The following is a 24,719-nucleotide window of genomic DNA, read 5'->3' as shown; positions in this document are numbered from 1 at the left end:
CGCCTTATCCTTTCGTCGTCAAATGTGTGATTGCGCCGCCTTGCAGCAGCAGTGTGAGGGTTGCTCCGAGATCAAATTCGGGCATTGTTTCCAAAGTCTTGTCATGCGCTTCGGCGATGGTTGCGCCCTGCATCAAACCCATGATCCAGTCCGCGCCACCAGCAGGAAGAAGCTGCGGGATTGGGTCGAATTCCGGGCGAGTGATTAAAATATCCTGTGCGCCTGCATTAGGCTTGGGCGCATCGTCCTGGGTGTTGAAACGCCAGATATCGTAAATTGGCCAAGCGGAGGCTATGAGCTGCACACTGGGTGATAACGTAATCTGGGTTTTCATCAGATCATCCGGTGCGATTTGGGCCAATGCATCAGCCGGGATGGGCTGAGCGTCCGCCGCGTGGTAGGACGTGCGCAGGGCCAGCTCTAGCCGGGCAATATCGGCGAGGTAGCCTAAGTGGTCCAGTTGTTTGATTTCCGCCAGAAACACTGGGAAATCTGCGCCGTAGAACATCATAATCGGCGAGGTCGGCGGATGGGCCCGCAGGTACATCCCCGACAGGCCGTCCATGTTTTCCTTACCCAGCAGCTTGGTGATCACTGGAAAGGCAGTGTGCATGGCCGCAGTCAGCGACGTCGCGACGTTATTGCGGTACACGTTGAACCGGCGTCCGGCAGGGCGGAATTGACTATCGGACAATCCTTCGGGAACCGGAAGGCTTGGGTCCATCATTGCTTGGATGAAGTGTTTTTCTCCGACGCTCATACCGCTCTCATTTGTAATGTAGATGCGGCCCGTTCGGCCTCGGCGGCCAGCAGTGGCCAATCGGGAACGTCGTTGTCCCATTCGATAAGGATGGGCAGTGGGCCAGAGCGTTCAAGCGTATAATCCAAAAGATCCCAGACAGGATCCACGACCTCGCTGCCGTGACTGTCAATCAGCAAGGTGTCACCGTGGTCGTCTTCGTCAACATCGTGACCGCCCAAGTGAATTTCGCCAACCTTGTCTAAAGCAAAGGCGTCAATGTAACCTTGGGGAGAGAAGTCTAGATTGGTGGCTGAGACAAAGACGTTATTGATGTCCAACAACAATCCGCAGCCGGTGCGTTGCGAAATCTCAGTCAAGAACTCGGGTTCTGCCCAAGTGCTTTCATCAAAGGCAAGGTAGTTGGACGGATTTTCCAGCAACATTTGTCGCCCGATTACGGTTTGCACTTGGTCAATGTGATCGCAGATGCGGGCGAGGGTGGTATTGGTATAGGGCAGCGCCAGCAGGTCATTATAGAAGTGGCTGTCATGCGTAGACCAAGCCAGGTGTTCGGAAAAACTGGCTGGGTTCAACCAATCTATCAGGTGCTTCAACCGAGCCAGATGATCAGTGTCCAGCGGGGCTTCGCCACCGATGCTAAGGCCGACACCGTGAACGGACATCGCAAATTGTTCAGACAGGCGACGCAGTTGCGCGTGTGGCCTGCCGCCATCGCCCATATAGTTTTCTGCGTGGATTTCTAGCCAGCGCACATTGCCTGGCGCATCAAGCAGTTGGGTGAAATGCTGTGGTTTGTAGCCAACTCCTGCCGCAAGTGGCAGTCCGCTGTTGGTGTGGTTGCTGTCCTGCATGATTCATTCTCGTCTGGTCGGGGCAGGGTGGTCTGGTGACCGGCGAGGGTTGAAGGTGCGGCCAGAAGGTCTAGGCCGCACCGGGATTGATTATGGGTTATGCGGGAACGTCGCGGGTCAAAGCCTTGAGCGAACCTTTGCGTGCGGTGCCGTCTGCCATAGCTGGCAATTCCATACCTTCGCAGGAACCCGCATCGACCAGTGTCCAGGCATTGCCCTGATAGTCTGTGACCGATGTGCCTGCGCAGGTTGTGCCTGGGCCAGCGGCGCAGTCGTTTTGACCTGCTAGCGATACGCCATAGCATTTTTCTTTGGACTGAGCAGCGACGGGAGTAGTAGCTGCGGCGGAAAGGGCGGCGGCGACGGCACTTGCGACGACCAGAGATTTTGTTGTGTTCGACATCGGGGGAAGTCCTTGTGTTAAAAGCCAAGTGTTCTGTTGTGACACTCAAACCCTAGCCGACAGAAAGCACACTTTGAAGACACGAGCCTGTGTGTCACGCGCCCGTCAGACTATGTGACAGAGGCTGTTGGTCGAAATTGTTGAATTTCAAATAGATAGATTGGTCTAAATGCAGTTCGGCCCCACAGTGGGGGCCGAAAAGATGTCAAATGACAGCAAATGTTACAGAAGATCAGGCGCTGTAGCTTCCAGCGCGAGAAGCTTTGTAACATTTTCGAGGCTGTCTACGCTGCTTTGCTTTTGTCCCAAGCGACGGATCGAGACTGTGCGTTCTTCGACTTCGCGGGCACCAATGGCCAGAATAACCGGCACTTTGCCAACAGAGTGTTCGCGGACCTTGTAGTTGATTTTTTCGTTGCGGGTGTCGGCCTCGGCGCGTACGCCAACAGCTTTCAAGGCCGCAACAACTTCATGAACATAGTCGTCGGCGTCCGAAATGATCGAGGCAACCACAACCTGACGCGGCGCCAGCCAGAACGGCAGCTTGCCAGCGTGGCTTTCGATCAGGATACCGATGAAGCGCTCAAACGACCCCAGACATGCGCGGTGCAGCATGTAGGGGCGGTGCTTGGATCCATCTTCGCCGATGTAGTTGGCGTCCAGACGCTCGGGCAGGTTGGGGTCAACCTGGAAGGTGCCACACTGCCAAACGCGGCCAATGGCGTCTGTCAGTTTGAAGTCTAGCTTGGGGCCGTAGAACGCGCCTTCGCCTTCGTCCAGTGTATAGGCGTGGCCAGTCTTCTTGATTGCGTTTTCCAACGCGCCCTCGACGTGATCCCAGCTTTCCTCGGTGCCGACACGCTTTTCAGGGCGGGTGGCAAACATGATCTCGAACTCTTCAAATCCAAGGTCTTTGTAGACCGAAGACAGGAAGTCGATGAACTTGGCGCATTCTTCTTCGATTTGGTCCTCGGTGCAGAAGATATGCGCGTCATCCTGAGTGAACCCACGCACACGCATGATGCCGTGCAGGGCGCCTGAAGGCTCGTACCGGTTACACGATCCGAACTCGGCCATGCGCAGGGGCAGGTCGCGGTAGGATTTCAGGCCTTGATTATAGACCTGAACGTGGCAGGGGCAGTTCATCGGCTTCAGCGCGTTGATCGACTTCTCGCGCGCATGTTCCTCGTCGACTTCTACGATGAACATGTGTTCCTGGTATTTGTCCCAGTGGCCCGAAGCCTCCCACAATTTGCGGTCAACCACCTGCGGGGTATTCACCTCGACATAACCATCAGCGCGCTGTTTGCGACGCATGTAGTTCTGCAGCTCGGTGTAGATGGTCCAGCCGTTGGGATGCCAGAAGATCTGGCCCGGGGCTTCTTCCTGCATGTGGAACAGGTTCATTTCTTTGCCCAGCTTGCGGTGGTCGCGCTTGGCGGCCTCTTCCAGCATGTGCAAGTGAGCCTTGAGCTTTTCCTTGCCGGTAAAGGCAACGCCGTAAATCCGCTGCAACATGGCGCGGTCACTGTCGCCGCGCCAGTAGGCCCCGGCGATGGACATCAGTTTGAAGCTGTCGCCGGGCACCTGACCGGTGTGCTGCAGGTGAGGACCACGGCACAGATCCTGCCAGTCGCCGTGCCAGTACATGCGCAACGGCTCATCACCGGGAATGGCGTCGATCAGCTCGACCTTATAAGGTTCATCATTGGCGGTGTAGAAATCTACGGCGCGCTGACGCTCCCAGACTTCGGTGGTCACGGGCTCGCGCTTGTTGATGATTTCCTTCATCTTCTTTTCGATCACACCCAGATCCTCGGGGGTGAAGGGCTCGGCGCGGTCAAAGTCGTAGTACCAGCCATTATCGATTACCGGGCCGATGGTGACCTTGGTGTCAGGCCAGATCTCTTGCACGGCGCGGGCCATGATATGTGCCAAGTCGTGGCGGATCAGCTCGTTGGCCTGCTCTTCGTCCTTGAGGGTGTGCAGCGCGATGGTGCCGTCAGCAGTGATCGGCCATTGCAGATCCCAGTGTTGATCATTGTAGGTGGCAGAGATGGCTTTCTTGGCCAGCGATTTTGAAATGCTGGCGGCGACCTCGGCGGCGGTTACGCCTGCGTCGTACGATCGTGCATTGCCATCAGGAAAGGTGAGAGAGACTTGGGCCATGTATCGGCACTCCTCGTCAGTTTGGCGCCCACTGAACGCCCGGTTGCGGGTATATGTGTTCGGTTGATTTGGCAGGCGGAGACCTGTCTGTCAAGCGTTGAGGGGCGAGGGGCCAGCCCCTCGCGCTCCCCGAGGTATTTCCTACAAGAAGAAGGGTTAAGGCTTGGGGAGGTCTTGTCGGATAGCGGCGCTAAATCCAGCGGTGAGCCCGTGCGCCTTAGCCGCGGCATTGATGTGCGAGCGGTCGCGCAACTCCGTTAGCGTCAGGCGGCTGTCGAGCACGCCACGGTCATAGGCATATTCGGGTAGGTAGCCATTTGCGACCACACGCCAGTCCAGCGGAACCTCGTTCACAATGGTGCGGATCATGTCCAGGACCACGGTTGTACAATTGGTCAGAAGCGAGTTGTACCAGTGGGGCTGTGCGGCCAACCGGTTTGAGGCCTGGACATATTTCAACAGCAGTGCACGTGCTTTTTCAGGTGTTGTATCGATGCGGTACAGTTGAACATCTTCGCCGCGCACATTGCTGCGGGTGCCGACTACGTCGCGCTCATCAGCGGCAATGATCACCAGGGTGTTGGATTTGAACAGATCGGCGATAGGGGAAAATCCACCGCCGACTTGACGACGAACTTCGACCGACCATGCAATGGGATCAGCATCCGCAAAGTCAAAGCTGACGATCATATGGGCCATCTGCGGGCCTGCCCAATAGGACATGAACAGATCAACACCTTGCAGGTCGGCCAGATCGTAGCTGCGGGTCTCCCAGCGTTCTGTTGCCTCGGTTGGGGTTTGCCAATCAAAGTTGCGCACATTGGTTAGGGTGAGTTGGTCACCGTTGAGCTCGCCTGTGACCTGGCGGGCGACGTCTGGGGCCCAATTAGCCTGAGACGGTGGGGTGAGTGTGGTCCACCAGAACAGCGTGGTCGCCAGCGCCAGGCAGTAGGTGGCCAATGCACGCAAGCGGCTTGGCCGGAACAATGAGGCAATGACAGATAGGCCCAGAAGAGCAAAGCCGCCGGCGGAAATGGCGCGAATGGGCATGCCAAAGGGCAGGCGATACCAGAGCGCAAGTGCGGCCCAGGCTGTTAGAATGGTCAGCCCCAGAATAAGGGTCGCGATAAGCAATACATTGAGAATTTTGGTCACGTGGCACCTCGAAAATTTTGCAGTCTTATGGACCAGTTGCAGCAACAATCAAACAGTGGATGAGGCTTGGCGTGATAAATCACCAATTGCGGGCGGTGGTAGCGCGTGTCACATCTTGGGAAACATTAAGGAGACTGGATATGGGCGCAGCTAAATTTCTAGACAGTCCGCAGGGGCGCCGCATTGCCTATCACCGCAGCGAGGGGAAAGGCCCTTGGGTGGTGTTTCTGGGTGGATTAAAGTCCGACATGGAGGGCACCAAGGCGGTGCATCTAGAAGCCTGGGCCAAGGCCCGAGGGCTAGCATTTTTGCGGTTTGACTATTCAGGACATGGGGAAAGCTCGGGCAAATTCGAGGACGGCTGTATTGGCGACTGGCATCTCGATACAGTTGCGGCGATTTCCGAACTGACCGAAGGGCCGATTGCACCGGTTGGATCATCCATGGGTGGCTGGCAAGCATTGTTGCTGGCCAAAGCGATGCCTGAACGCGTGCACGGAATGGTCACGATAGCGGCGGCGCCGGATTTCACCGAAGACGGGTACTGGGCCAACTTCACCCCGATGCAGAAGCTGGAGCTGGAGAAAGTCGGTCATGTGGAACTGCCAAGTGATTATATGGAACCCTATATCATCACCAAACGCATGATCGAGGATGGCCGGGAACAGTTGGTGTTGCGCGAGCCGTTGGAACTGCCGTTTCCAGTGCGTTGTTTGCAAGGAACGGCGGATACAGCGGTGAGCACCGAAACCGCGCTGCGCCTGATGGATCATGCAACCTGCGATGATATGCGGCTGAACTTGGTCAAGGATGCGGATCACCGGTTTTCGGACGGACCATGTTTGCAGATGATCGAGGAAGCCGTGCAGGACGTGTTGGGAGAGGCGTAATGCGCAGGTTTGGTCGTATCTTAGGGCGTATGTTACTGGTGCTGGTCCTTGTGGCCGGAGGATTGTGGGCATTGGGGCCCTATGAACCTGTTGATTTGAAAGCCTCGTTTGAGCCGCGTCGATTTGGGGAAGGGGTGCAGGTTTACTTTGAAAGCGTTGAGAGCAATGTCGCTGACCTGAAAGCCGGCACCGAAAAGCGGGTGATCTGGCAGGATGGGTTCAAGGAACAACGCACGCCTTACTCGGTGCTTTATGTGCATGGGTTCTCGGCTAGCTCGGAAGAGATCCGTCCTGTTCCCGACAAGGTGGCAGATGCGCTGGGCGCCAATCTGGTTTTTGCGCGTCTGCGCGGCCACGGGCGTACAGGCAAGGCCATGGCAGAGGCCACGGTGAATGACTGGATGATGGATCTGGCCGAGGGATTGGCAGCGGCGCGACAGGTCGGTGAACAGGTGGTGGTGATTGCATCGTCTACTGGGGCAACACTGGCCACGGCCGCAGCAATGGATCCAGACTTGTCAGAGAATATCGCTGCGATGATCTTTGTGTCGCCAAATTACGGGCTCAAAACCGCAATGGCGCCGTTGCTGACCTGGCCTGCAGCGCGTTACTGGCTGCCACCACTGGCCGGGCGGCAATTGACATTTCCAGCGCGAAGCGAGGACCACGCCAGATTTTGGACACGGTCCTATCCTTCTGTCGCGGTTTTGCCGATGGCGGCGCTGGTTGACAGGGTGATGGATATGGATGTAGGTAAAATTCATGTTCCTGCTTTGTTCTTGATTTCGGAGAGGGATCGGATTGTGCGTTCGGATCTGACCACCCAGGTTGCACAACGTTGGGGAGGAAACGTCGACCTGCACAGGGTTACGCCGGGTCCAGATGACGATGTGAATGCGCATACAATTGCAGGGGATATTCTGTCACCGGGGCAAACGGATGCTGCTGTTCAGGTCTTCCAGGTCTGGTTGAAGGGAATAGGAATTCAGTGATGGAACAAAGAGTTAGCCTGATTACTTTGGGTGTTGAGGATATGCAAAAAGCTGCAGCGTTCTATGAGGCGCTGGGCTGGAAACGGGTGGAGAGCCAAGAAGGGATTATTGTTTTCAATCTCATTTCGCAGACATTGGGCCTGTATCCGCTGCAGGCGTTGGCCGATGAGGTTGGTCTGCCTGTTGAGGAATTGGGCAAAGGCGGGGTGTCTTTGAGCTATAACACCCGAACCAAAGACGAGGTCGCAGAGGTTTTGGCGGCTGCTGAAGCTGCCGGGGCCGAGGTTTTGGTGTCAGCTACAGATGTATTTTGGGGTGGCCATCACGGGTACTTTAGGGCGCCAGATGGGCAGCTGTGGGAGGTTGCTTTCAACCCGTTCTCTGCCTTGTCTGGCGAGGGTGCATTTCGGTGGGGTGGATATTAAGGGGGCTCTGCCCCCTCTTGGCTTGCGGCCAATTCACCCCCGGGATATTTTTGGCCAGATGAAAGGAATTGGTTTCGGTTTAGAAACGTTTTTATCTGTAAAACCTATTGCGCTTGCGTGAAGCGAGCGGGAAACGCTAAGTGGCTGTACGGATTAAGCGTTTGCAAAGGATCGAGGAAATGGTGCAGGCAGAGCAATTGTCACAGGATCCTTTGGTGTTTTTGCCTGGTATGATGAGTGATGCTCGTGTTTTTGCGCCGCAAATAGGCGCGCTGTCACGGCACCTACCAGTGATGGTCGCACCCTTGCTTGGCGGTGAGCGAATTGAGGATATCGCTAAGCACCTGTTGCGGCAGATGCCTGCTCGGTTCTCCCTTTTGGGACTAGCAATGGGCGGCACCGTGGCGATGGAAATCCTGCGGCGGGCGCCGGAAAGGCTAAGCCGACTATGTCTGATGAGCACCAGTCCGCTGGCGGATACGCCTGCACAGGCGGCCACTCGGGAGCCATTGATTATTGGGGCACGTACAGGGCGGATGGAAGATGTTCTGCGGCAGAGCATGATGCCGGACTATCTGGCGCCGGGGCCCCAGCGGATTGAAATTCTGAATCAAGTGTATCAGATGGGGATGGAGCTGGGCGAGGCGCTGTTCGTAGCCCAGACACGGGCGCTGCAACGGCGGCAGGACCAACAGGGGACGCTGCGCAAATGTAAGGTTCCGACACTGATCCTATGTGGTGAATATGATCAGCTGACCCCGGTGAAGCGACACGAATTCATGGCTGAGTTGATCCCAACCGCAAAACTGGAAATTGTAACGGCTGCGGGGCATTTGCCAACGCTGGAGCGGCCGGATGTGGTGAACCGAGTTTTGGTGGAGTGGTTAGACGGGAAGGGCTGATAAAATTGGAGTTCACAACCCCGTTTTGTTAATACAGCTTCGCTCGCTCTTCCTTGGATGGCATTTCAGCCTCGGCCACTGGGTTGCCGGTTTCGACATCAAAGAACGGCGTTTCACGCCAGCGGCCTGACAGGCGACTGGTGATCATGCGGCTGATGATGCCAAGAGCCATGCCCGCGGCGCCCTTGGTTTTGGCGGGCTGACCGTTTTGCGGAATAAAGGCCTTTGCTTTGATCTTGCCCAATGCGTCCTTGTTGGTGAACAGGTCGGCACGTAGGCCTGCGAAGGGCAGGGTAGGCTTTGCCAATGTGTTGGCAAAGGGCGTGCCGCAGCAGCCCGCATACCAACGCAGGGTACCCTTGGGGCTGAGACGCATAAGTCGCAAATGCTCAGACCCTTTGGTTAGATTGATTGTGTCGGGCGATAGCTGGAACAGATCGACAGGGCCAGGGGCAGGGTCAGGCTGACCGTGGTACAGCTCATTTGCGCGGCAGTCGGGGCAGTAGCAGACCACGCGAGTGCCGGATTTAATGCCCTCTGCAGTGACATGGCCACTCAGTTTGCCACAGTTGCAGGCAAAGGTCTGATCACTGGCTGCCATGGTTCTTAGGCCGCGTTTTTGTTGGCTGGTTTACGCTTGGTCTTGGCTTTGGGCTTGGGTTTGGAATGGCGGCTGTTGGCATCCATAAAACCTATCACCAATGGGCGGATATTGTCGCGCCAGCTGCGACCGGCAAAGATGCCATAGTGTCCCGCGCCGGGTTCGACATGGCTGGCCTTTAGGCTGTTATCTAGTCCGGTGCACAGGTCCAGCGCGGCGATGCACTGACCCGGGGCCGAGATATCGTCATTGGCGCCTTCGACTGTTTTGATAGCGACATCGGTGATCTTGCCGAAATCTACCTTGTGCCCATCAATCGTGAATTCGTTGAGCGCGATCTCGCGGGATTTGAAAATGCGTTCAACCGTCGACAGATAGAACTCGGCAGGCATATCCATGACCGCTAAATATTCGTCGTAGAAACGGTTGTGGGCATCATGGTCAGAGGCTTCGCCCTTGGCCGCGCGCTGGATCTGGTCGGAAAACGCCTTGGAATGGCGTTCGGCGTTCATTGAGATGAACGAGGACAGTTGTAGCAGGCCGGGGTAGACCATGCGGCCGACGCCGGGGTATTTGAAACCAACCTGCTGGATCATGGTCTCTTCAAGTTGGCCCATGGTGACGCGGGCGCCAAAATCGGTGACTTCGGTGGGGGCGGCGTCTGGGTCTATTGGGCCACCGATCAGGGTCAATGAATTGGGTTGCGCGGTTGGGTCCAGCTCGGCCAGATAGGCCGTTGCGGCCAGCGCCAGCGGAACAGGCTGGCAGACTGCGACGACATGGGTTTCCGGGCCCAGTTCGCGCATGAAGTCAACAAGGTACAGGCTGTAGTCCTCAACATCGAACTTGCCAGCAGATACAGGAATATCACGGGCATTGTGCCAGTCGGTGATATAAACCTCGCAGTTTACAAGCAGGCTTTTGACGGTGGAACGCAGCAATGTGGCGTAGTGGCCGGACATCGGCGCCACCAGCAGAACCTTGCGGGGTTGTTCTTCGCGGCCGTTGACCTTGAAATGTAGCAGGTCGCCAAATGGGCGTTCCAAAACGGGTGTGATTTCGACCAGATGATCCCGGCCATCTTCGCACGTGAAGGTACGGATGCCCCAGTCAGGCTTTGCCACCATACGTTCAAAACTGCGCTCGGTAACTTCGCCCCATGCGGCCATCAAGTCCAGTGCAGGGTTCGGGACGGCAGAGAACATCGGATAGGATGCCAGCGATCGTGCCGTTGCGCCAAACCATTGGTTCGCGTTTCGTGCAGTTTCCATCAGATCGTAGGTCATCATATAGCGCATGCTCGGTTCCCTCAGATTTTGTCCAACTTTTGTGGAGGAAAAATATCCTACCCATCGGATTTTTGGTCGCTTTGCCCTAACATGGGGGCGACGTTATTCTGCATAGCAGAAAATTAAGGGGAATTCCTTAAAATGACAACTAGTGACGATTTTGGTTATGTTTGTGATTCGGAACATATTGAAAAACTTCAGAAAAATATGGAAAAGGTCGATCAATTATCTAAGCGCTTGATCGAAGTTATGTCGAATAAAAGGGCGCATAACGCAGCGCTGGATGGACCGAATCAAGATCTGTTTGCGCGCGCAGCAACGGCATATTGGGCCGGAGCCGTGCAAAATCCTGCGAAATTGTTAGAGCAACAGGTTGAATTCTGGGGCAAATCGGTGATGAATTTTGCCGAAGCGCAACAGGTTTTGGCACAAGAGGCTGCGGAAGAGCCCAAGGCTAATTCCACGGATCGGAGGTTTTCCAATCCGATGTGGCAGAGCAATCCGTACTTTCATTTTATCAAGCAGCAGTACCAGACAAATGCTGAATCGATCCGCAAGTCGGTGGCTGAGGTCGGCGAATTAGAAGCCACCGACAAGAAACGGCTTAGTTATTTTGCCGATCAGATCGTAGACATGATGGCACCGACCAATTTCTTGGCGACTAATCCGGATGCGTTGGAAAAAGCGGTCGAAACTGACGGTCAGTCGTTGATCGACGGTCTGAAGAACTTGGTGGCTGATCTTGAGGCCAATAATGGCGAGCTGATTGTGAAGCTGGCCGATGAGAGTGCCTTTGAACTAGGTGAAAACATTGCCACGTCCGAAGGTGAGGTTGTTTACCGAAATCGGATGATGGAAGTCATACAATACAGCCCGACAACGGAAACCGTGCATGAGACACCAATCGTGCTGTTTCCGCCATGGATCAACAAGTTCTACATCTTGGACCTAAAGGCTCAGAACAGCCTTATCAAATGGGTGGTAGAGCAGGGGTACACCCTATTTGTTGTCTCGTGGATCAACCCGGATGAGAGTTATGCCGATGTCGGTATGGAGGACTATGTTCAGGACGGTTTCCTGACTGCGATCGATGTGGTCAAAAAGATCTGCAAGGTCAAACAGGTCAATGCCGTGGGCTATTGTATTGCCGGTACGACGTTGAGCCTGACACTGGCGTTGATGAAGCAACGCGGCGACACCTCGGTTAAATCGGCAACATTCTTTACCGCACTGACGGATTTTGGCGATCAGGGGGAATTCACTCCGTTCCTGCAGAATGACTTTATCGATGGGATCGAGGCTGAGGTGAACGAAGTTGGCCTGCTGCGATCCTATATCATGGCACGGACTTTTTCATTCTTGCGCTCAAATGATCTGGTTTATGGGCCTGCTATCCGTAGCTACATGATGGGTCAGACGCCGCCTGCTTTTGACTTGCTGTATTGGAATGGCGATGGCGCCAACCTGCCGGGTAAGATGGCGGTGCAGTATCTACGCGGGCTGTGCCAGCGTAATGAGTTTGCTGGTGAGGGGTTTGAGCTAATGGGTCATAAACTGCGGTTGAGCGATGTCGAAGTTCCGCTGATGTCTATCACCTGCGAGACCGATCATATCGCCGCTTGGAAGGCATGCTATCGTGGCGTCCAGCAGATGGGTTCGCGTAGCAAGTCCTTTATCGTGTCGGAGTCGGGCCATATCGCCGGCATCGTCAATCCGCCAAGTAAGAAAAAGTATGGTCACTATACAAACAAGAACCTGAAGCAGGATGCGGACGGGTGGTTTGCAGATGCAGAATTTAACGAAGGGTCCTGGTGGCCGCGGTGGCAGAGCTGGTTGAAAAAGCGGTCAGGCAAGCAGGTTGAGGCACGGAAACCCGGTGATTCTGATCATACACCTCTGGCTCCGGCGCCGGGAACCTATGTGAGAGTAAGCGCAAGGCGTTGAAAATGCGCGTTTTGCGGAGATTTTCTGCGTTGCAGCAAAACTAACCTTGCAATGCTGCGGTGCAGAAAGTATATAGTCCTCATGCTAAGCAGACGGGGTTGTCCCGACAGCGGCACATTGAGGATTTGGAACTATGGCTACGAACCAAGACTTTACCGCCGTCATGAAGGACATGATGGGTGCATTCCCGGTCGACACCGCTGCGATGGAAGATGCATACAAGAACACAACTGCGTTGAACGAAAAGCTGTCAAACGTTGCTTTGAACGCTGCTGAAAAATCTGCTGAAGTATCCGGCAAATGGGCCAAGGAAACTTTGGACAAGTTGAGCGGCATGTCTCAGGCCAAGTCTGACCCAGCTGACTACGCCAAAGCTGTCACAGATTTCGCAAGCGCATCGGCAGAAGTAGCAGCTGAAAACATGGCTGCATTTGCTGAGATCGCCAAGAAGGTTCAGATGGAAACTGTTGAACTGATGATGGCTGCTGGCAAAGACATGAGCGAAGAAGCTTCGGCTGCTGTTAAAAAGGCCACAGCTGATGTGACCGCAGCTGCTAAGAAAACTGCAAAGAAATAAGACATTTGCACGGGTGACATCGGTTCCTCCCTCTAGGTGTCCTCGCGATGATGGGCAGGTCGAAAGACCTGCCCTTTTTCATTTTCAACTTCGCTATCGTCCGTCAAAAGTCGGCGGCTTGAAAATCAGCATACTGGGGCTTCCAGCCACATAGATCTTGAATTTTCGCGGCGCTCATCTGTTGATCCAGTGTCGGGCCTTCGGCCCAAGTGCCGTGTTTGGCGACGACGTGTTTTAGGTTCCGTATTAGATATCCCGCTTGATGTTGGTGGCGCCGGGCAATTTCGGCGACGATGTCTGAGACTCTGACGCCACACTCGGCTGCGACGTTGAAGCTGCCGGTCAGTTCGGGGTTTTCCAGTAACATACGGTAAGCCACAGCAAGATCCTGGCGGTGAACCAAAGGCCAGCGAGTGGAAATGCTACCCCAGACCTCGATCGGGGCACCTTCCTGCGCCTGTTGGATAAAGCGAGTGAAAACGCCACCTTCGTCATGATAGACCATCGCCGGGTGCAGAATAGCCGCTGAAATTTGTTCGGCATCAGTTAGCATGTTCTTGTTTTTTATCATCCATGAGAATGATGAGATCGGGCGCAGAGGGCTTTTATCGCTGGCAACCCCGTCGCCTGTCGCACCATAAAGCCAACAGCCACCAGTATAGAGCAGCCGCAATGGGGTGCGACGCTGCGATGCCTGTTCCAAGATTGCAGACATTGCCACCGTATCCACTTGGTCCATGTCTTCGTCAAACGTGGTGGCAAGCTGGATTAACCCGTCTACGTCAGTGATCAGGTGGCTCCAGTAGTCCGGCTCTCGCAGATCACCACGGTAGGGCGTCACGCCTAGCTGCTTGAGTTTTTGGTCAGACAGGTCTGACCGGCTAAGACCGATGACTGTGTGGTCATGTTTCACCAGCTCAACTGCGACACCGGTGCCGATAGACCCTGTTCCGCCCAATAACAAAACTTTCATGGGGACCCCCATTGTTGATTACTCTTGGGGATTGTCTGTAAAAGCTGAAGCCCACTTTAGGTCAAGGGAATAATTCAAGTGGGCTTGAAGCCGATCGATTTTGTCCCAGACAGAGCGTTTGCTTATCGGAAGAAAGGAAATTTTGGCCAGTAGGATGCTATCTTTTTGTGCTGCACTCGCATAGGATTTGCTGCAATGCATCAATAGCCGGGAGAGTTGACATGGCGGAAAAGGATAAACCCTTGTTGATTAAGCGCTATGCAAGCCGGCGGCTGTATAATACCGAGACCAGCGACTATGTTACGCTAGAGGATATAGCCGGTTTCATTCGTGAAGGCCGCGAGGTTCAGATCATTGATCTAAAGTCAGGGGATGACCTGACTCGGCAATATCTTTTGCAGATCATCGCTGAACACGAAAGCCGGGGCGAAAACGTTTTGCCAGTGGATGTGCTGAATGATTTGGTGCGTAGCTATATGGTGCCAGGCGGTGGGATTATGCCCCAATTCCTGCAAAGCTCGTTCGACATGCTGCGCGACAGTCAGTCCCAGATGACGGAAACCATGACAGCGATGAACCCCATGGCAAATATTCCTGGGTTCGAGGCGATGAAGGCTCAACAGGAAGCTTTTTTGAAAGCTATGGGCGGTGGCTGGCCGGGCATGGGCGTTTCCGCGCGGGAGCCGGAAAAGCCAAGCAGCAGTGACGGCGAAGGGCTGGATGATATCAAGAAGCAGCTGGCCGAACTGCAGGATAAGCTGTCAAAGCTCAAATAGGGTCTCTGAAGTGGTGCGCATCCGCGCGCACTAAGCTCTGGCAGTTAAGTCATCTCAGGATCACATTGTGCCTATCCGGTAGGGTAGGTTCTACGACCGCCTTGGCCCCTTGCTATCCTCACGGGACATTCCTCCATTCAGTGCTGGTCCTATTATTGGTTAACGCAATGAATGAGTGGAGGGCGATATGGCAAACCCTAGTCCGCAGAATGCCCCGGCGTTTTACGTTGTCGGTGCAGCAAGGTCGGGAACAACTGCGGTGTGGAGTTGGCTTCGGCAGCATCCCGACGTCTTTCTGCCAAGCGTGAAGGAACCGGGTTTTTTTGCTTTTGTCGGGGGTACCGCAGCGCCGTGCAATGGGCCATATGATCTGAGTTATGTGGCCGAGGTTGCAACAGATGCACTGGATTATGATCGCTTGTATGCGGCCAAAGGAGGTAAGCGAGCGGGCGATGTGTCGCCGATCTATATGATAGACCCTCAAGCGGCCGCGCGAATAGCTGATGCACGACCAGATGCAAGAATTGTCATCCTTTTACGTGATCCGGTGATGCGGGCGTTCTCTCAGTTTTTGCAGCATCGTCGCGAAGGTATTGAGCCTCACACAACTTTCGAAGCCGCGCTGCTCGATGAGGATGCTCGGATGCAACAAGGGTGGAGCTGGGGGCACGGCTACCGATCGAACGGGTGTTATGCGGCTCAGATCAAACGATATCTGGATGTTTTCGACCCAACCCAAATTCTGTTTCTGGCCTTTGACAGCCTGCAAACAGAGCCTGCTGCCTGTTGGTGCCAGCTGTGCGAGCATCTTGGCTTGTCGCCGCACCCGATGCCACAAAATCAACGCGTTAATGCGTCCTCGACACTTACTTGCCTGCCAGCCTGGCCTTGGATCACGCGTCATATCCGGCATCCTGGTCCCATCCAGACATGGGTGAAGCGGTTCCTACCTAGGTCGCTAACATCAGTTGTGCGTCGCAGGATTGATGCGGCGACGGTCTCGGTTCCTGTGTTGCAGGACAAGACGCGCCACGATCTGGCAAAAGGCTATCTGCGTGAGCGGGACGCTGTGCATAACATGTCAGGGCTATCCTTAGATGGATGGTCAACCTGACATGTGGCTGCAGAACTTATGCCGCGGCGCGGTCCTTTGCTTCGGCTGCAGACACTAGAAGGATTTCGACAATCACATCCAGTTCTGCCTTTGTCAGACGCACCGGAAGGCGCACATCGCAGGCATTCATCAGCATGGCGCGGGTCTGCGGTAGCTCGGGCAGGTCGTTTAAGAATTGCCAGTTCCAAAATGCACGTGCGTTATCACTGGACAGGCCGAAAATCTGCACTTTGACGCCGCGCGCTTCTGTAGCGGCCGCAAAAGACTCAATTTCCTGAGCGTTCATGTTGACCAGATTGAACTGGATTGAATCCGGAGCGCGTACTTCGGGTGCGAGTGGGGCAGGGACTTGCAAAACCGGAGAGGTATTCAGCTGTTCGGCCACATAGTCGTGGTTGGCGCGGCCATCACGGACCCGGCGCATCAGCTCTGGCAGCTGCGGACGAATAACTGCGGCCGACAGATTGCTCATGCGAAGATTATAGAGCGGCAACTTATTCTGCCATTTGGCAAAAGCCTGTGCCAGTTCAGGCGAGTTGTCGCCGTGTGGGCCTTTGTGCTTTTGCCAGTTGTGCTCGTATGCGCCAGACATGATCACCGCACGGGCCACCAGATCGGCATCATCCGTAATCAGAATGCCACCTTCACCTGCATTGATCATCTTGTAGGACTGAAACGAGAAGCAGCCAATGCGGCCAAGGGTGCCGATGTTCTGACCATTCCAGGTTGTGCCTAGCGAATGTGCTGCGTCCTCGATCACAGGAATATCACGGGCTTCGCACAGTGCGAGGATTGCATCCATATCTGATGTATGGCCGCGCATGTGACTGATCAGAACGGCAGAGATGTCCTGATCCAGCTTGGCTTCAAAATCCGCCAGATTGATCCGGTAATTCTCGCCGACTTCGCACAGAACTGGAATGCAGTCGGCGTGTACCACTGACGACGGAACCGCTGCAAAAGTAAATCCAGGGATCAGAACGCGTGAATCACGGGGGAGTTCCAATGCCTTAAGCGACAGGAACAGGGCTGCGGAGCAGGAGGAAACTGCCAGAGCGAACTTGCTGCCCAGAAGTTCGGCAAATTCTTGTTCGAGCAAAGCAACAGGGGCATCCTGCGGTGCGGTATAGCGAAACAGATCACCGGATGACATCAGGGCATCAATAGCCTCACGCGCCGCATCTGGGATGGGCTCGGCTGTATGTACGTTAGGAACCTGTGTCATATTTTGAAATCCTGAATTGACCCTTTGGTTTTAGTAAATCAATGCAGCGCACGTGCCAAGGAGTTTCTGACCAAACGGGGTGTTCGGTCAGAAATTTCACACAACTGTTGCTTGTTAATTTGCAGTGCTAGGTTCTGGATCAGAACCCTAGACGGTCGCGCAGAACATACCAGGTCATGGCAAGAACCAACAATGGAGAGCGTAGTCTGGGACCACCTGGGAACGAAGGGGCTGGAACTCGTGACATTGTATCGAACCCCTCGGCCTGGCCTTGAATTGCCAGTGCCATAAGCTGGCCAGCATGCGTGGCAGTTCCAACTCCGTGACCAGAATAGCCCGAGGCAGACAGAATGTTGGGGCCAAGGCGGGCCAAGTAGGGCATGCGCTTCATGGTGATGCCCAGGGTGCCACCCCAAGTATAATCCACCTTCACGTCTTTAAGATGCGGGAATATCTGGGTCATGGGTTTGCGCACGACTGCGTCAATATCGCTGGGGAATTTGTACCCATAGCTTTCGCCACCGCCAAACAGCAGCCGTTTATCGGCGCTAAGGCGAAAGTAGTTGACGACAAATTTGCTGTCAGCCACGGCAACATCGCGGGTCAAAACTTTGGCGGCCTCATCACCAAGTGGTTCGGTCGCAGCAATGAAGTTGTTGATGGGCATTACCTTTGAAGCCACTTTGGCGTTCAGTCCCCCCAGATAGCCGTTGCAGGCCAAGATCAAGTGGTCGGCGGTTACGCTTCCATTTTCTGTGGTGACATTGATCTGGGGGCCGGGCTCGATGTTCAAAACTTCGCTTTGCTCATAAAGAACGGCACCTGCGGCAGTGGCTGCTTTTGCCAGTCCCAGTGCATAGTTCAGCGGGTGCAGATGCGCTGCACCCATGTCCAGGAACCCGCCCTGATAGTCGGGCGAGGGGCACATCTCATGACAGGATTTCCTGTCCAATATCTCTAGCTGGTCATAGCCATACCGGTCTTGCAGATGCGCGCCATACTCATGCAGATGCGCCACATCACTGCTGCTCGACCCGGTCCAGGCGACGCCAGGCTTTAGGTCACACTCGATTGAGTGCCGCCTGATCAACCCCTTAACCAGATCCTTGGCATCTTCGCCCAACTGCCACAGTTTTGCAGCCTCTGGATCGCCTATCAGGGCTTCCAAACCTTCCTGATCCAGACGCTGGCCGCTACCCAACTGGCCCCCATTGCGGCCAGAGGCGCCGAACCCCACCCGGTGCGCCTCAAGCAGCACTACGTTCATACCGGCCTCGGCCAGATGCAGAGCTGCCGACAGGCCAGTGTAGCCCCCGCCGATGATACAAACATCGGCGCGCGTATCGCCTTTCAGGGAGGCAAAAGGCGCAAGAGTGTTTGCCGTCGCCGCATACCAACTGCTTGGATACTGTCCCTTGCGGTCATTGCTGTGCAGTAGGTTCAAAGCCATTTCGTCACCATATTTGGCAGGACCGATCACAAGATCAGGCCCAGTGTTTCTTTTTGCCTAAAATACTCAAATCGCAGCTGTCAGTGCGGAACCAACGGCTGCGGATCTAGCTTAGACGTTCAGCAGCAGATGTTCACGTTCCCAAGGAGAAATAACCTGTAGGAACTCGTCATACTCAGCGCGTTTTACGATGGAATAGACACGGGAAAAATCCTCTCCCAACACTTCGTGCAGGGCTTCGGAATTATCAAACAGGTCCAGAGCATCCCCCATGACCTGCGGGATGTCTTCGTCGGCTGCATAGGCGTCGCCTTTGAACTCAGCGCTTGGTTGGCGTTGCTCGATCAAGCCAAGATAACCACAGGCCAGCGACGCAGCGATGCCAAGGTATGGGTTGCAGTCCATACCAGCCAGACGGTTTTCAACGCGACGTGCCGAAGGACCAGACAAAGGCACGCGAATGCCAGTGGTTCGGTTGTCTTTTGCCCAGCTCAGGTTGATCGGTGCTGCGTGATCTTTGACGTAGCGACGGTAGGAATTGACATAGGGTGCCAGTACCGCGATCGCCGCCGGCAGATGGGTCTGCATGCCGCCAATGAAATGACGAAACGCATCTGTTTCCTCACCATCCGGGCCAGAAAAGATATTCTTGCCGGTGGCTGTATCTAGGATCGAATGGTGCACATGCATCGAGGATCCGGGCTCGTTAGCAATCGGCTTGGCCATGAAGGTTGCATAGCAATCATGGCGCAGTGCGGCCTCGCGGATCAGACGCTTGAAGTAGAACACCTCGTCCGCCAGCTTGATCGGATCACCGTGTACCAGGTTGATTTCCAACTGACCGGCGCCGCCTTCCTGAGTGATGCCATCAATCTCGAACCCCTGCGCTTCGGCAAAATCGTAGATGTCGTCGATCACCGGGCCAAACTCATCGACGGCCGTCATCGAATAAGCCTGACGGGCAGCAGCAGGGCGGCCTGAGCGGCCCATCATGGGTTTGATTTCCTGTAGCGGATCCGTGTTGCGGGCCACCAAATAGAATTCCATCTCCGGTGCTACGACGGGTGTCCACCCTTTGGCGGTGTATAGATCGACCACCCGTTTCAGTACATTGCGTGGTGAAAATGGGATCGGTTCACCTGCACTGTCAAATGCATCATGGATCACTTGCAGCGTCCAGTCCCCAGTCCAGGGCGCTGCAGTTGCAGTGCTCATATCCGGGCGTAGCACCATGTCTTTTTCGATGAAACCATCGTCACCGGCGGCTTCTCCCCAGTCACCGGTGATGGTTTGGTAGAACACGCTGTCCGGCAGGTGGAAAAAATCCTGGCGCGCAAACTTGGACGCAGGAACAGCCTTGCCGCGGGCGATGCCGGGCAGGTCCGAGACAATACATTCAACCTCGTCGAGACGGCGGCCCTCTAGATAGGCAGTCGCGGACTCGGGCAGGGTGGATTTCCAGTCGGACATTACGCCCTCTCTTTCTTCAAGAATGACGCCATGAAACTGGCGATTTCGTCGGTATCTATCGGTTGCTCCAGCGCATTTCTGGCGGCATCCAGTATGGGGTCTGGCACTACGCCACGACCGCGCTTTTCAATCAGTCCGCCAACAAAGTCTGACTTGAATTCAGGATGCGGCTGTACTGTCCAGATGTTATCGCCATACGCCAGAATACCGTTGGCGCAGAACTCGTTGCCACCCAGAACACGGGCGCCATCAGGCAGTTTGGTTACTTGGTCCTGATGCCAGGCGTTCATCGCTATGGTGCGACCGTCTTGTTGATATTCAACCCGGCCTACGGCCCAGCCGCCGTCGTATTTTTCGACCCTGCCACCCAGTGCCTGAGCAATGATCTGGTGGCCGAAACAAATGCCAACCATCGGCAGGCCCTTGGCGTGGATGTCACGGATTAGCTGTTCGAGTGGTGGGATCCAGTTGTGATCTTCGTAGACCCCAAACCGAGAGCCTGTGATCAACCACCCGTCAGCTGTGTCGGCGTTTTCAGGAAAGACGCCATCTAGCACTGCGTAAGTTTCAAACTCAAACCCGTGCCCATCCAGCAATGTGCGAAACATCTGGTCGTAGTCACCCGAGGTTTCAATCAGCGCGTCAGGCGCGCGGCCGGTTTGAAGTATTCCGATTCTCATGTGTCACCTAAATTTGATCAAATTTAGCCTAGCGGAGGCTGAACCGTCGGACAAGGGGGGTCAGACAGCTTCCAGCAACGACAGCCAGTGGCTCTCCTTGGGGCGTTCGGCAAACAGTCGCATCTCTTGCCGTTTGGTCATCACCAGATTGCGAATTGTCATTTCTGGCAGGATCCGCGCGATTAGCGGATCACTCTCAAAGACATCAATGGCGGCGCTCCAACTGTCAGCCAGTTGTGGCAGGTCCGCGGTCTCATAGGCGTTACCCGTGATCGGGGCGGGTGGAGCCATCTGGTCTTCGATCCCGACCATTGCTGCTCCTAGAACAGTGGCGAGCATCAGGTAGGGGTTGATGTCCCCGCCGGCCACACGGTGTTCAATGCGCCGTGCAGCAGAAGGACCGCCGGGGATCCGAATGGCAGCAGTACGGTTCTCATATCCCCAGGCGGCGCTGGTGGGTGCATGGGCGCCGGGCACCAATCGGTCATAGGAATTACCATGCGGGGCAAACACCAACGTGCTGGCCGGCATAGCCGCCAGGCATCCGGCCACGGCCTGCTTCATCAGATTAGACCCGGTGTCACTGCCATCGTCAAAGACGTTCTTTCCGTCCTGATCCACCACCGAGAAATGCACATGCATACCGTTGCCAGCCTCATCCGCATATGGCTTGGCCATGAACGTTGCGGCCAGGCCGTGCTTGCGTGCAATGCCTTTGACCATGGCCTTGAACAGCCAGGCATCATCCGCCGCACGCAGGGCATTCTGGTGATTCAGGTTGATTTCAAACTGACCCAATCCGCCTTCGGAAATGGCGGTTTGGGCGGGGATACCCATTGCTTCAGAGGCATCATATAGATCGGTGAAAAAGTCATCAAAGGCGTCCAGTTCAGCCAGTGAAATGATGGCATGGCTGTCCAGTACCCGCCCGGTTACTGGGTTCTTAGGTGGGCAGGGCTGATCACCACTGGCATCTACCAGATTGAACTCCATTTCCGTTGCGGCGATGACTGTCCAGCCCCGGTCGGAGTAGCGTTCCAGCACCGATTGCAGCGCATGACGCGGGTCGCCCAGAAATAGGGTGCCGTCATCATAGTGCAATGTCATGGGAACCAGTGCAGAGGCTGTGTTGAGCCAAGGCATGGCCACAGGGCCGCGGTCAGTTGGCAGCAGCACACCGTCTGCGTCTCCAGATTCGAACACTAGCGGGCTGTCGTCGATATCGCTGCCCCAAAGATCCAGGTTCAGCGCAGAAAGCGGCATACGTGCACCGCCGCCGTCAAGTTTTGCTGCCATTGCAGACGGCATGCGCTTGCCCCGCATCTGGCCATTCAAATCGCATGCTGCAATTCGGATAGTGCTGAGGTTGGACAGATCCATGGTGGGCTCCCTTGATGCTTACAAGGGGTTTAACGCAGGACGTCACTGTCGCCAAGATAATTTGATCAAAAGTTCAGATTTGCGATGCAACGTCGATTGAAAATTTGAACATGTCTGAGTTTCTTTTTGCAAAAAATACTCAATAGCACGGGTGCACCAACCGGGGCGCCCGTGCTTTTTGCCCTGACTTCAGGTTTAACGGATCAGGTTCATCCGTAACTTCAGCTTGGGCCGACCTGCCTGAGGCAAGTGGCGGTTCAACTGCTTGTTGACCATGCCAAAGACGCCAATGATCACAAGTGTTAGCAAGATAAAATAGAATGCTAGAATCGGATAGGGGATAAACGGGTTGAACGTTTTATCCGCAAAGTAGCTGGCATAGTACAGCGCATCACCTTTTTGACGCCAAGCGGGAAAGCCAGAGAAATAGACCAATGTGGTGGCGTGAAACAGGAAGATCGCTTCGTTTGTATAGGCAGGCCACGCAAGACGCAGCATTGTAGGCCAGACAACTCGCTTAAAGCGAGGCCAGCCGGACAGGCCATAGGCATCAGCGGCCTCGACGTCGCCCTTGGGGATCGACTGAAGCGCGCCGTAAAAGATCTCGCCGGTATAGGCTGCGGTGTTCAAGAACAATACGATCAGTGCACCCAGCCAAGCCGATGTGAACGGATCAAAGATCGGTGAAACACTCTTGAGACTTAGGAACAAGAAGTAGGCAAAGAAGAACTGGATGAACAGTGGCGAGCCACGGAACAGAAAGATGAACCACTCGGCGGGTTTTCGGTACAGGGCGCGACCAGAGTTCTTGGCCACAGCCAGTGCCGTCGCAAAGAAGAAACCGGTCAACACAGCCAGTGCACCAAAGTAGATGTTCCAGATCATGCCAGAGCCGATCAGGGTGAACTGCTCACACAGGGTGAAATCACTGCGCGGTAGCAGACGTTCACCATAGCCCAGTGATCGAAATGCATAGTCCTGCAAGGTCTGAACGCAGCTCATGACGCTTTCCTTTGCGCTTCACCACCCAAGGTGGCCTGTCCGTGGGACAGACGTTTCATCACTTTTTCCAGAACAACTTCGGACACCTTGGTAAAGGCAAGGTAGAAAATCAGCAGGGCAAGGAAGTACCACATGCGCCAGTCACCATGCGGGTAGGCGGTGAACTTGGCGGTTTTGGACCCACCCAATTCGCGGGCCCAATATACGATGTCTTCGACGCCCAACAGGAACAGCAGTGGTGTGGCCTTGATTAGGACCATCCAAAGGTTCGACAATCCGGGTAGGGCGTAGACCCACATCTGCGGGACAAGAATGCGCCAGAATGTTTGGCGATGTGTCAGTCCGTATGCCTCTGCGGTTTCGATCTGGGAGCGAGGAACTGCACGCATCGCACCATAGAGAACGTTGGCAGCAAAGGCGCCAAATACGATGGCAAAAGTCACCACTGCGAGCGTAAAGCCATACACTTCGTGCATCCATTGGGGGGATGTCCCCAGCGGCATTTTAGCAATGTCACAAACGACAAAATCACTACCCTGGCGTATGGGATCAGTCCAATCGGGGCATTTTGTTTTGTGCAACAGCCACTCGATGCCCTGGTCCAATGCAATGACAAAGAACATGAAGAAGGCAATATCCGGGACGCCGCGAACAATGGCGATATAGCCTTTGCCGAACCAGCTGAGCGGAGCAAATCTGGCACGTGCTGCCATTGCACCACCAAAGCCAAAGGCCATCGCTGTGGGGGCTGTGACTGCGAGTAACAGTAGAACTGTCCCAAATGAGACATAGAAGGACATGTGCTTACCGGTTGTCAGGTAGCAGCTTAGCCACTGGATGCCTTCAAGAACGGCGGGGTCTGAGCAATAGGAGAAAATGGCGTGCCTCGTATTCTAGCGCCGAGCTGGATCGCAGCGGGAAGTAGTAGGAGAGGGAGCAAAGGCCCCCTCTCACTTGTCTTGATGTTAGATCAGGGCGATCAGAATTGGCCCTCGATCTCCCATTTAGCCAGCAGTTCGTTCAGCGTGCCGTCTTCTTTCATCGAAGCGATAGCTGCGTCGAACTTGCCGCGCAGTTCTGCGTCGGACTTGCGGAACGCCATGCCGATACCACCACCCAGAAGGATGTCTTCGAGCAACATCAGATCGGTTTCAGCAACGATTGGGTTCAGGTAGTCTTTGTCAGACAAAACCGCGTCAGCTTCGCCAGATTTAACAGCTGCAATGGTTTCGTCCGGTGTTGGGAACTCAACCAGAGTAGCACCTGACTCAGCAACGTGAGCAGCCTGGATCGTTGAAGCCTGAGCCGCAATCACAGCTGTCTTCAGGTCAACATCAGCAGACATTGCAGCGAAGGACGACGGTGACGGCTGTGTGTAGCCCTGGGTGAAGTCAACAACTTCAGCACGCTCAGCAGTGATCGACATGCCAGCGATGATAGCGTCGTAGTTGCCCGAGGTCAGGTTAGGGATGATCGAATCCCAGTCGTTGGTGACCCACTCGCATGTTTGACCAGCGCGTTTGCACAGCTCGTCGCCCAGCTCACGCTCAAAACCGTCAACTTCGCCAGCATCGTTCAGGAAGTTGTATGGAGGGTATGCGCCCTCGGTGCCCAGACGGACTGTGTCGGCCATAGCCAGACCAGCGCTGAGTGCGAGCGCGGCGGTACCCAAAAATAATGACTTCATA

General features: G+C 55.0%; 24 protein-coding genes. 8 read left to right on the top strand and 16 right to left on the bottom strand.

Annotated features, from left to right (window positions below; genetic code table 11):
- Nucleotides 1-4 precede the first annotated feature (4 nt).
- From DL239_RS03590 to DL239_RS03570, 5 genes are all read right to left on the bottom strand, one after another.
- On the bottom strand, nucleotides 5-760 hold the full coding sequence (locus DL239_RS03590; RefSeq protein ID WP_167682386.1) for an HvfC/BufC N-terminal domain-containing protein: 756 nt from the start codon (nucleotides 758-760) through the stop codon (nucleotides 5-7).
- Nucleotides 757-1,614, bottom strand: coding sequence for an MNIO family bufferin maturase (gene bufB / locus DL239_RS03585; protein WP_167682383.1), 858 nt, complete (start codon nucleotides 1,612-1,614; stop codon nucleotides 757-759). The genes DL239_RS03590 and bufB overlap by 4 nt, the downstream gene beginning before the upstream one ends.
- Nucleotides 1,615-1,711: 97 nt before the next feature.
- On the bottom strand, nucleotides 1,712-2,017 hold the full coding sequence (locus DL239_RS03580; protein ID WP_167682381.1) for a BufA1 family periplasmic bufferin-type metallophore: 306 nt from the start codon (nucleotides 2,015-2,017) through the stop codon (nucleotides 1,712-1,714).
- Nucleotides 2,018-2,239: 222 nt separating this feature from the next.
- Nucleotides 2,240-4,186 carry a threonine--tRNA ligase gene (gene thrS, locus DL239_RS03575; protein WP_167682379.1) on the bottom strand — a complete coding sequence of 649 codons (1,947 nt, stop codon included), beginning with the start codon at nucleotides 4,184-4,186 and terminating at the stop codon, nucleotides 2,240-2,242.
- Between the two features lie 156 nt (nucleotides 4,187-4,342).
- A complete protein-coding gene (locus DL239_RS03570) occupies nucleotides 4,343-5,341 on the bottom strand; it encodes an Lnb N-terminal periplasmic domain-containing protein (RefSeq protein ID WP_369410531.1) in 999 nt (332 codons plus the stop codon).
- A 140-nt stretch (nucleotides 5,342-5,481) separates the two neighbouring features.
- Between DL239_RS03570 and DL239_RS03565 the strand changes: the two genes are divergently transcribed.
- The 4 genes from DL239_RS03565 (at nucleotide 5,482) to DL239_RS03550 (ending at nucleotide 8,550) form a co-directional block, all read left to right on the top strand.
- Entirely contained in the window at nucleotides 5,482-6,231 is a 750-nt protein-coding gene (locus DL239_RS03565; RefSeq protein ID WP_167682377.1) for an alpha/beta hydrolase, read from the top strand.
- Nucleotides 6,231-7,223: an alpha/beta hydrolase gene (locus DL239_RS03560; RefSeq protein WP_167682376.1), complete on the top strand. Its 993-nt coding sequence runs from the start codon at nucleotides 6,231-6,233 to the stop codon at nucleotides 7,221-7,223. Before DL239_RS03565 ends, DL239_RS03560 begins: the two co-directional genes overlap by 1 nt.
- A complete protein-coding gene (locus tag DL239_RS03555) occupies nucleotides 7,223-7,648 on the top strand; it encodes a VOC family protein (RefSeq protein WP_167682374.1) in 426 nt (141 codons plus the stop codon). The genes DL239_RS03560 and DL239_RS03555 overlap by 1 nt, the downstream gene beginning before the upstream one ends.
- A 179-nt stretch (nucleotides 7,649-7,827) precedes the next feature.
- A complete protein-coding gene (locus DL239_RS03550; protein ID WP_167682737.1) occupies nucleotides 7,828-8,550 on the top strand; it encodes an alpha/beta fold hydrolase in 723 nt (240 codons plus the stop codon).
- Between the two features lie 28 nt (nucleotides 8,551-8,578).
- On the opposite strand, the gene DL239_RS03545 is transcribed toward DL239_RS03550, so the two are convergent.
- Both DL239_RS03545 and phaZ read right to left on the bottom strand, forming a co-directional pair.
- The gene (locus DL239_RS03545) at nucleotides 8,579-9,151 is read right to left on the bottom strand and encodes a DUF6151 family protein (RefSeq protein WP_167682372.1); all 573 of its coding nucleotides are present in this window, start codon (nucleotides 9,149-9,151) and stop codon (nucleotides 8,579-8,581) included.
- Between the two features lie 5 nt (nucleotides 9,152-9,156).
- Nucleotides 9,157-10,449 carry a polyhydroxyalkanoate depolymerase gene (gene phaZ, locus DL239_RS03540; RefSeq protein ID WP_167682370.1) on the bottom strand — a complete coding sequence of 431 codons (1,293 nt, stop codon included), beginning with the start codon at nucleotides 10,447-10,449 and terminating at the stop codon, nucleotides 9,157-9,159.
- A 132-nt stretch (nucleotides 10,450-10,581) separates the two neighbouring features.
- Between phaZ and DL239_RS03535 the strand changes: the two genes are divergently transcribed.
- Nucleotides 10,582-12,384 carry a PHA/PHB synthase family protein gene (locus DL239_RS03535; RefSeq protein ID WP_167682368.1) on the top strand — a complete coding sequence of 601 codons (1,803 nt, stop codon included), beginning with the start codon at nucleotides 10,582-10,584 and terminating at the stop codon, nucleotides 12,382-12,384.
- Between the two features lie 133 nt (nucleotides 12,385-12,517).
- Nucleotides 12,518-12,961 (top strand): phasin family protein, encoded by a 444-nt coding sequence (locus DL239_RS03530; RefSeq protein ID WP_167682366.1) that lies wholly within the window; start codon nucleotides 12,518-12,520, stop codon nucleotides 12,959-12,961.
- Between the two features lie 103 nt (nucleotides 12,962-13,064).
- Here DL239_RS03530 and DL239_RS03525 read toward each other — a convergent pair whose 3' ends face one another.
- Nucleotides 13,065-13,934 carry an NAD-dependent epimerase/dehydratase family protein gene (locus DL239_RS03525; RefSeq protein ID WP_167682364.1) on the bottom strand — a complete coding sequence of 290 codons (870 nt, stop codon included), beginning with the start codon at nucleotides 13,932-13,934 and terminating at the stop codon, nucleotides 13,065-13,067.
- 221 nt (nucleotides 13,935-14,155) lie between these two features.
- On the opposite strand from DL239_RS03525, the gene phaR reads away from it, so the two are divergent.
- Complete coding sequence (gene phaR / locus DL239_RS03520) at nucleotides 14,156-14,710, top strand: polyhydroxyalkanoate synthesis repressor PhaR (RefSeq protein WP_167682362.1); 555 nt, start codon at nucleotides 14,156-14,158, stop codon at nucleotides 14,708-14,710.
- A 187-nt stretch (nucleotides 14,711-14,897) separates the two neighbouring features.
- The gene (locus DL239_RS03515; protein ID WP_167682360.1) at nucleotides 14,898-15,824 is read left to right on the top strand and encodes a sulfotransferase family protein; all 927 of its coding nucleotides are present in this window, start codon (nucleotides 14,898-14,900) and stop codon (nucleotides 15,822-15,824) included.
- Nucleotides 15,825-15,840: 16 nt separating this feature from the next.
- On the opposite strand, the gene DL239_RS03510 is transcribed toward DL239_RS03515, so the two are convergent.
- The 8 genes from DL239_RS03510 to DL239_RS03475 all read right to left on the bottom strand — a co-directional run bounded on the left by DL239_RS03510 (nucleotide 15,841) and on the right by DL239_RS03475 (nucleotide 24,718).
- A complete protein-coding gene (locus DL239_RS03510; RefSeq protein ID WP_167682358.1) occupies nucleotides 15,841-17,049 on the bottom strand; it encodes a DegT/DnrJ/EryC1/StrS family aminotransferase in 1,209 nt (402 codons plus the stop codon).
- Nucleotides 17,050-17,188: 139 nt separating this feature from the next.
- Entirely contained in the window at nucleotides 17,189-18,499 is a 1,311-nt protein-coding gene (locus DL239_RS03505; protein ID WP_167682356.1) for an NAD(P)/FAD-dependent oxidoreductase, read from the bottom strand.
- 111 nt (nucleotides 18,500-18,610) lie between these two features.
- Nucleotides 18,611-19,969, bottom strand: coding sequence for a glutamine synthetase family protein (locus DL239_RS03500; RefSeq protein ID WP_167682354.1), 1,359 nt, complete (start codon nucleotides 19,967-19,969; stop codon nucleotides 18,611-18,613).
- Entirely contained in the window at nucleotides 19,969-20,649 is a 681-nt protein-coding gene (locus tag DL239_RS03495) for a type 1 glutamine amidotransferase (RefSeq protein ID WP_167682352.1), read from the bottom strand. The genes DL239_RS03500 and DL239_RS03495 overlap by 1 nt, the downstream gene beginning before the upstream one ends.
- Before the next feature lie 60 nt (nucleotides 20,650-20,709).
- Entirely contained in the window at nucleotides 20,710-22,029 is a 1,320-nt protein-coding gene (locus DL239_RS03490) for a glutamine synthetase family protein (protein ID WP_167682350.1), read from the bottom strand.
- A 195-nt stretch (nucleotides 22,030-22,224) separates the two neighbouring features.
- Nucleotides 22,225-23,031: an ABC transporter permease gene (locus DL239_RS03485; protein WP_167682348.1), complete on the bottom strand. Its 807-nt coding sequence runs from the start codon at nucleotides 23,029-23,031 to the stop codon at nucleotides 22,225-22,227.
- Nucleotides 23,028-23,909, bottom strand: a complete 882-nt coding sequence (locus tag DL239_RS03480) for an ABC transporter permease (RefSeq protein ID WP_167682735.1) — start codon at nucleotides 23,907-23,909, stop codon at nucleotides 23,028-23,030. The genes DL239_RS03485 and DL239_RS03480 overlap by 4 nt, the downstream gene beginning before the upstream one ends.
- 101 nt (nucleotides 23,910-24,010) lie before the next feature.
- The gene (locus DL239_RS03475) at nucleotides 24,011-24,718 is read right to left on the bottom strand and encodes a transporter substrate-binding domain-containing protein (protein ID WP_167682346.1); all 708 of its coding nucleotides are present in this window, start codon (nucleotides 24,716-24,718) and stop codon (nucleotides 24,011-24,013) included.
- Nucleotide 24,719: the final 1 nt, after the last annotated feature.

The sequence above is a fragment of the Parasedimentitalea denitrificans genome, assembly GCF_011813015.1.
GTDB classification, from domain to species: domain Bacteria; phylum Pseudomonadota; class Alphaproteobacteria; order Rhodobacterales; family Rhodobacteraceae; genus Parasedimentitalea; species Parasedimentitalea denitrificans.
This window is presented reverse-complemented; position numbering and strand designations above follow the sequence as displayed.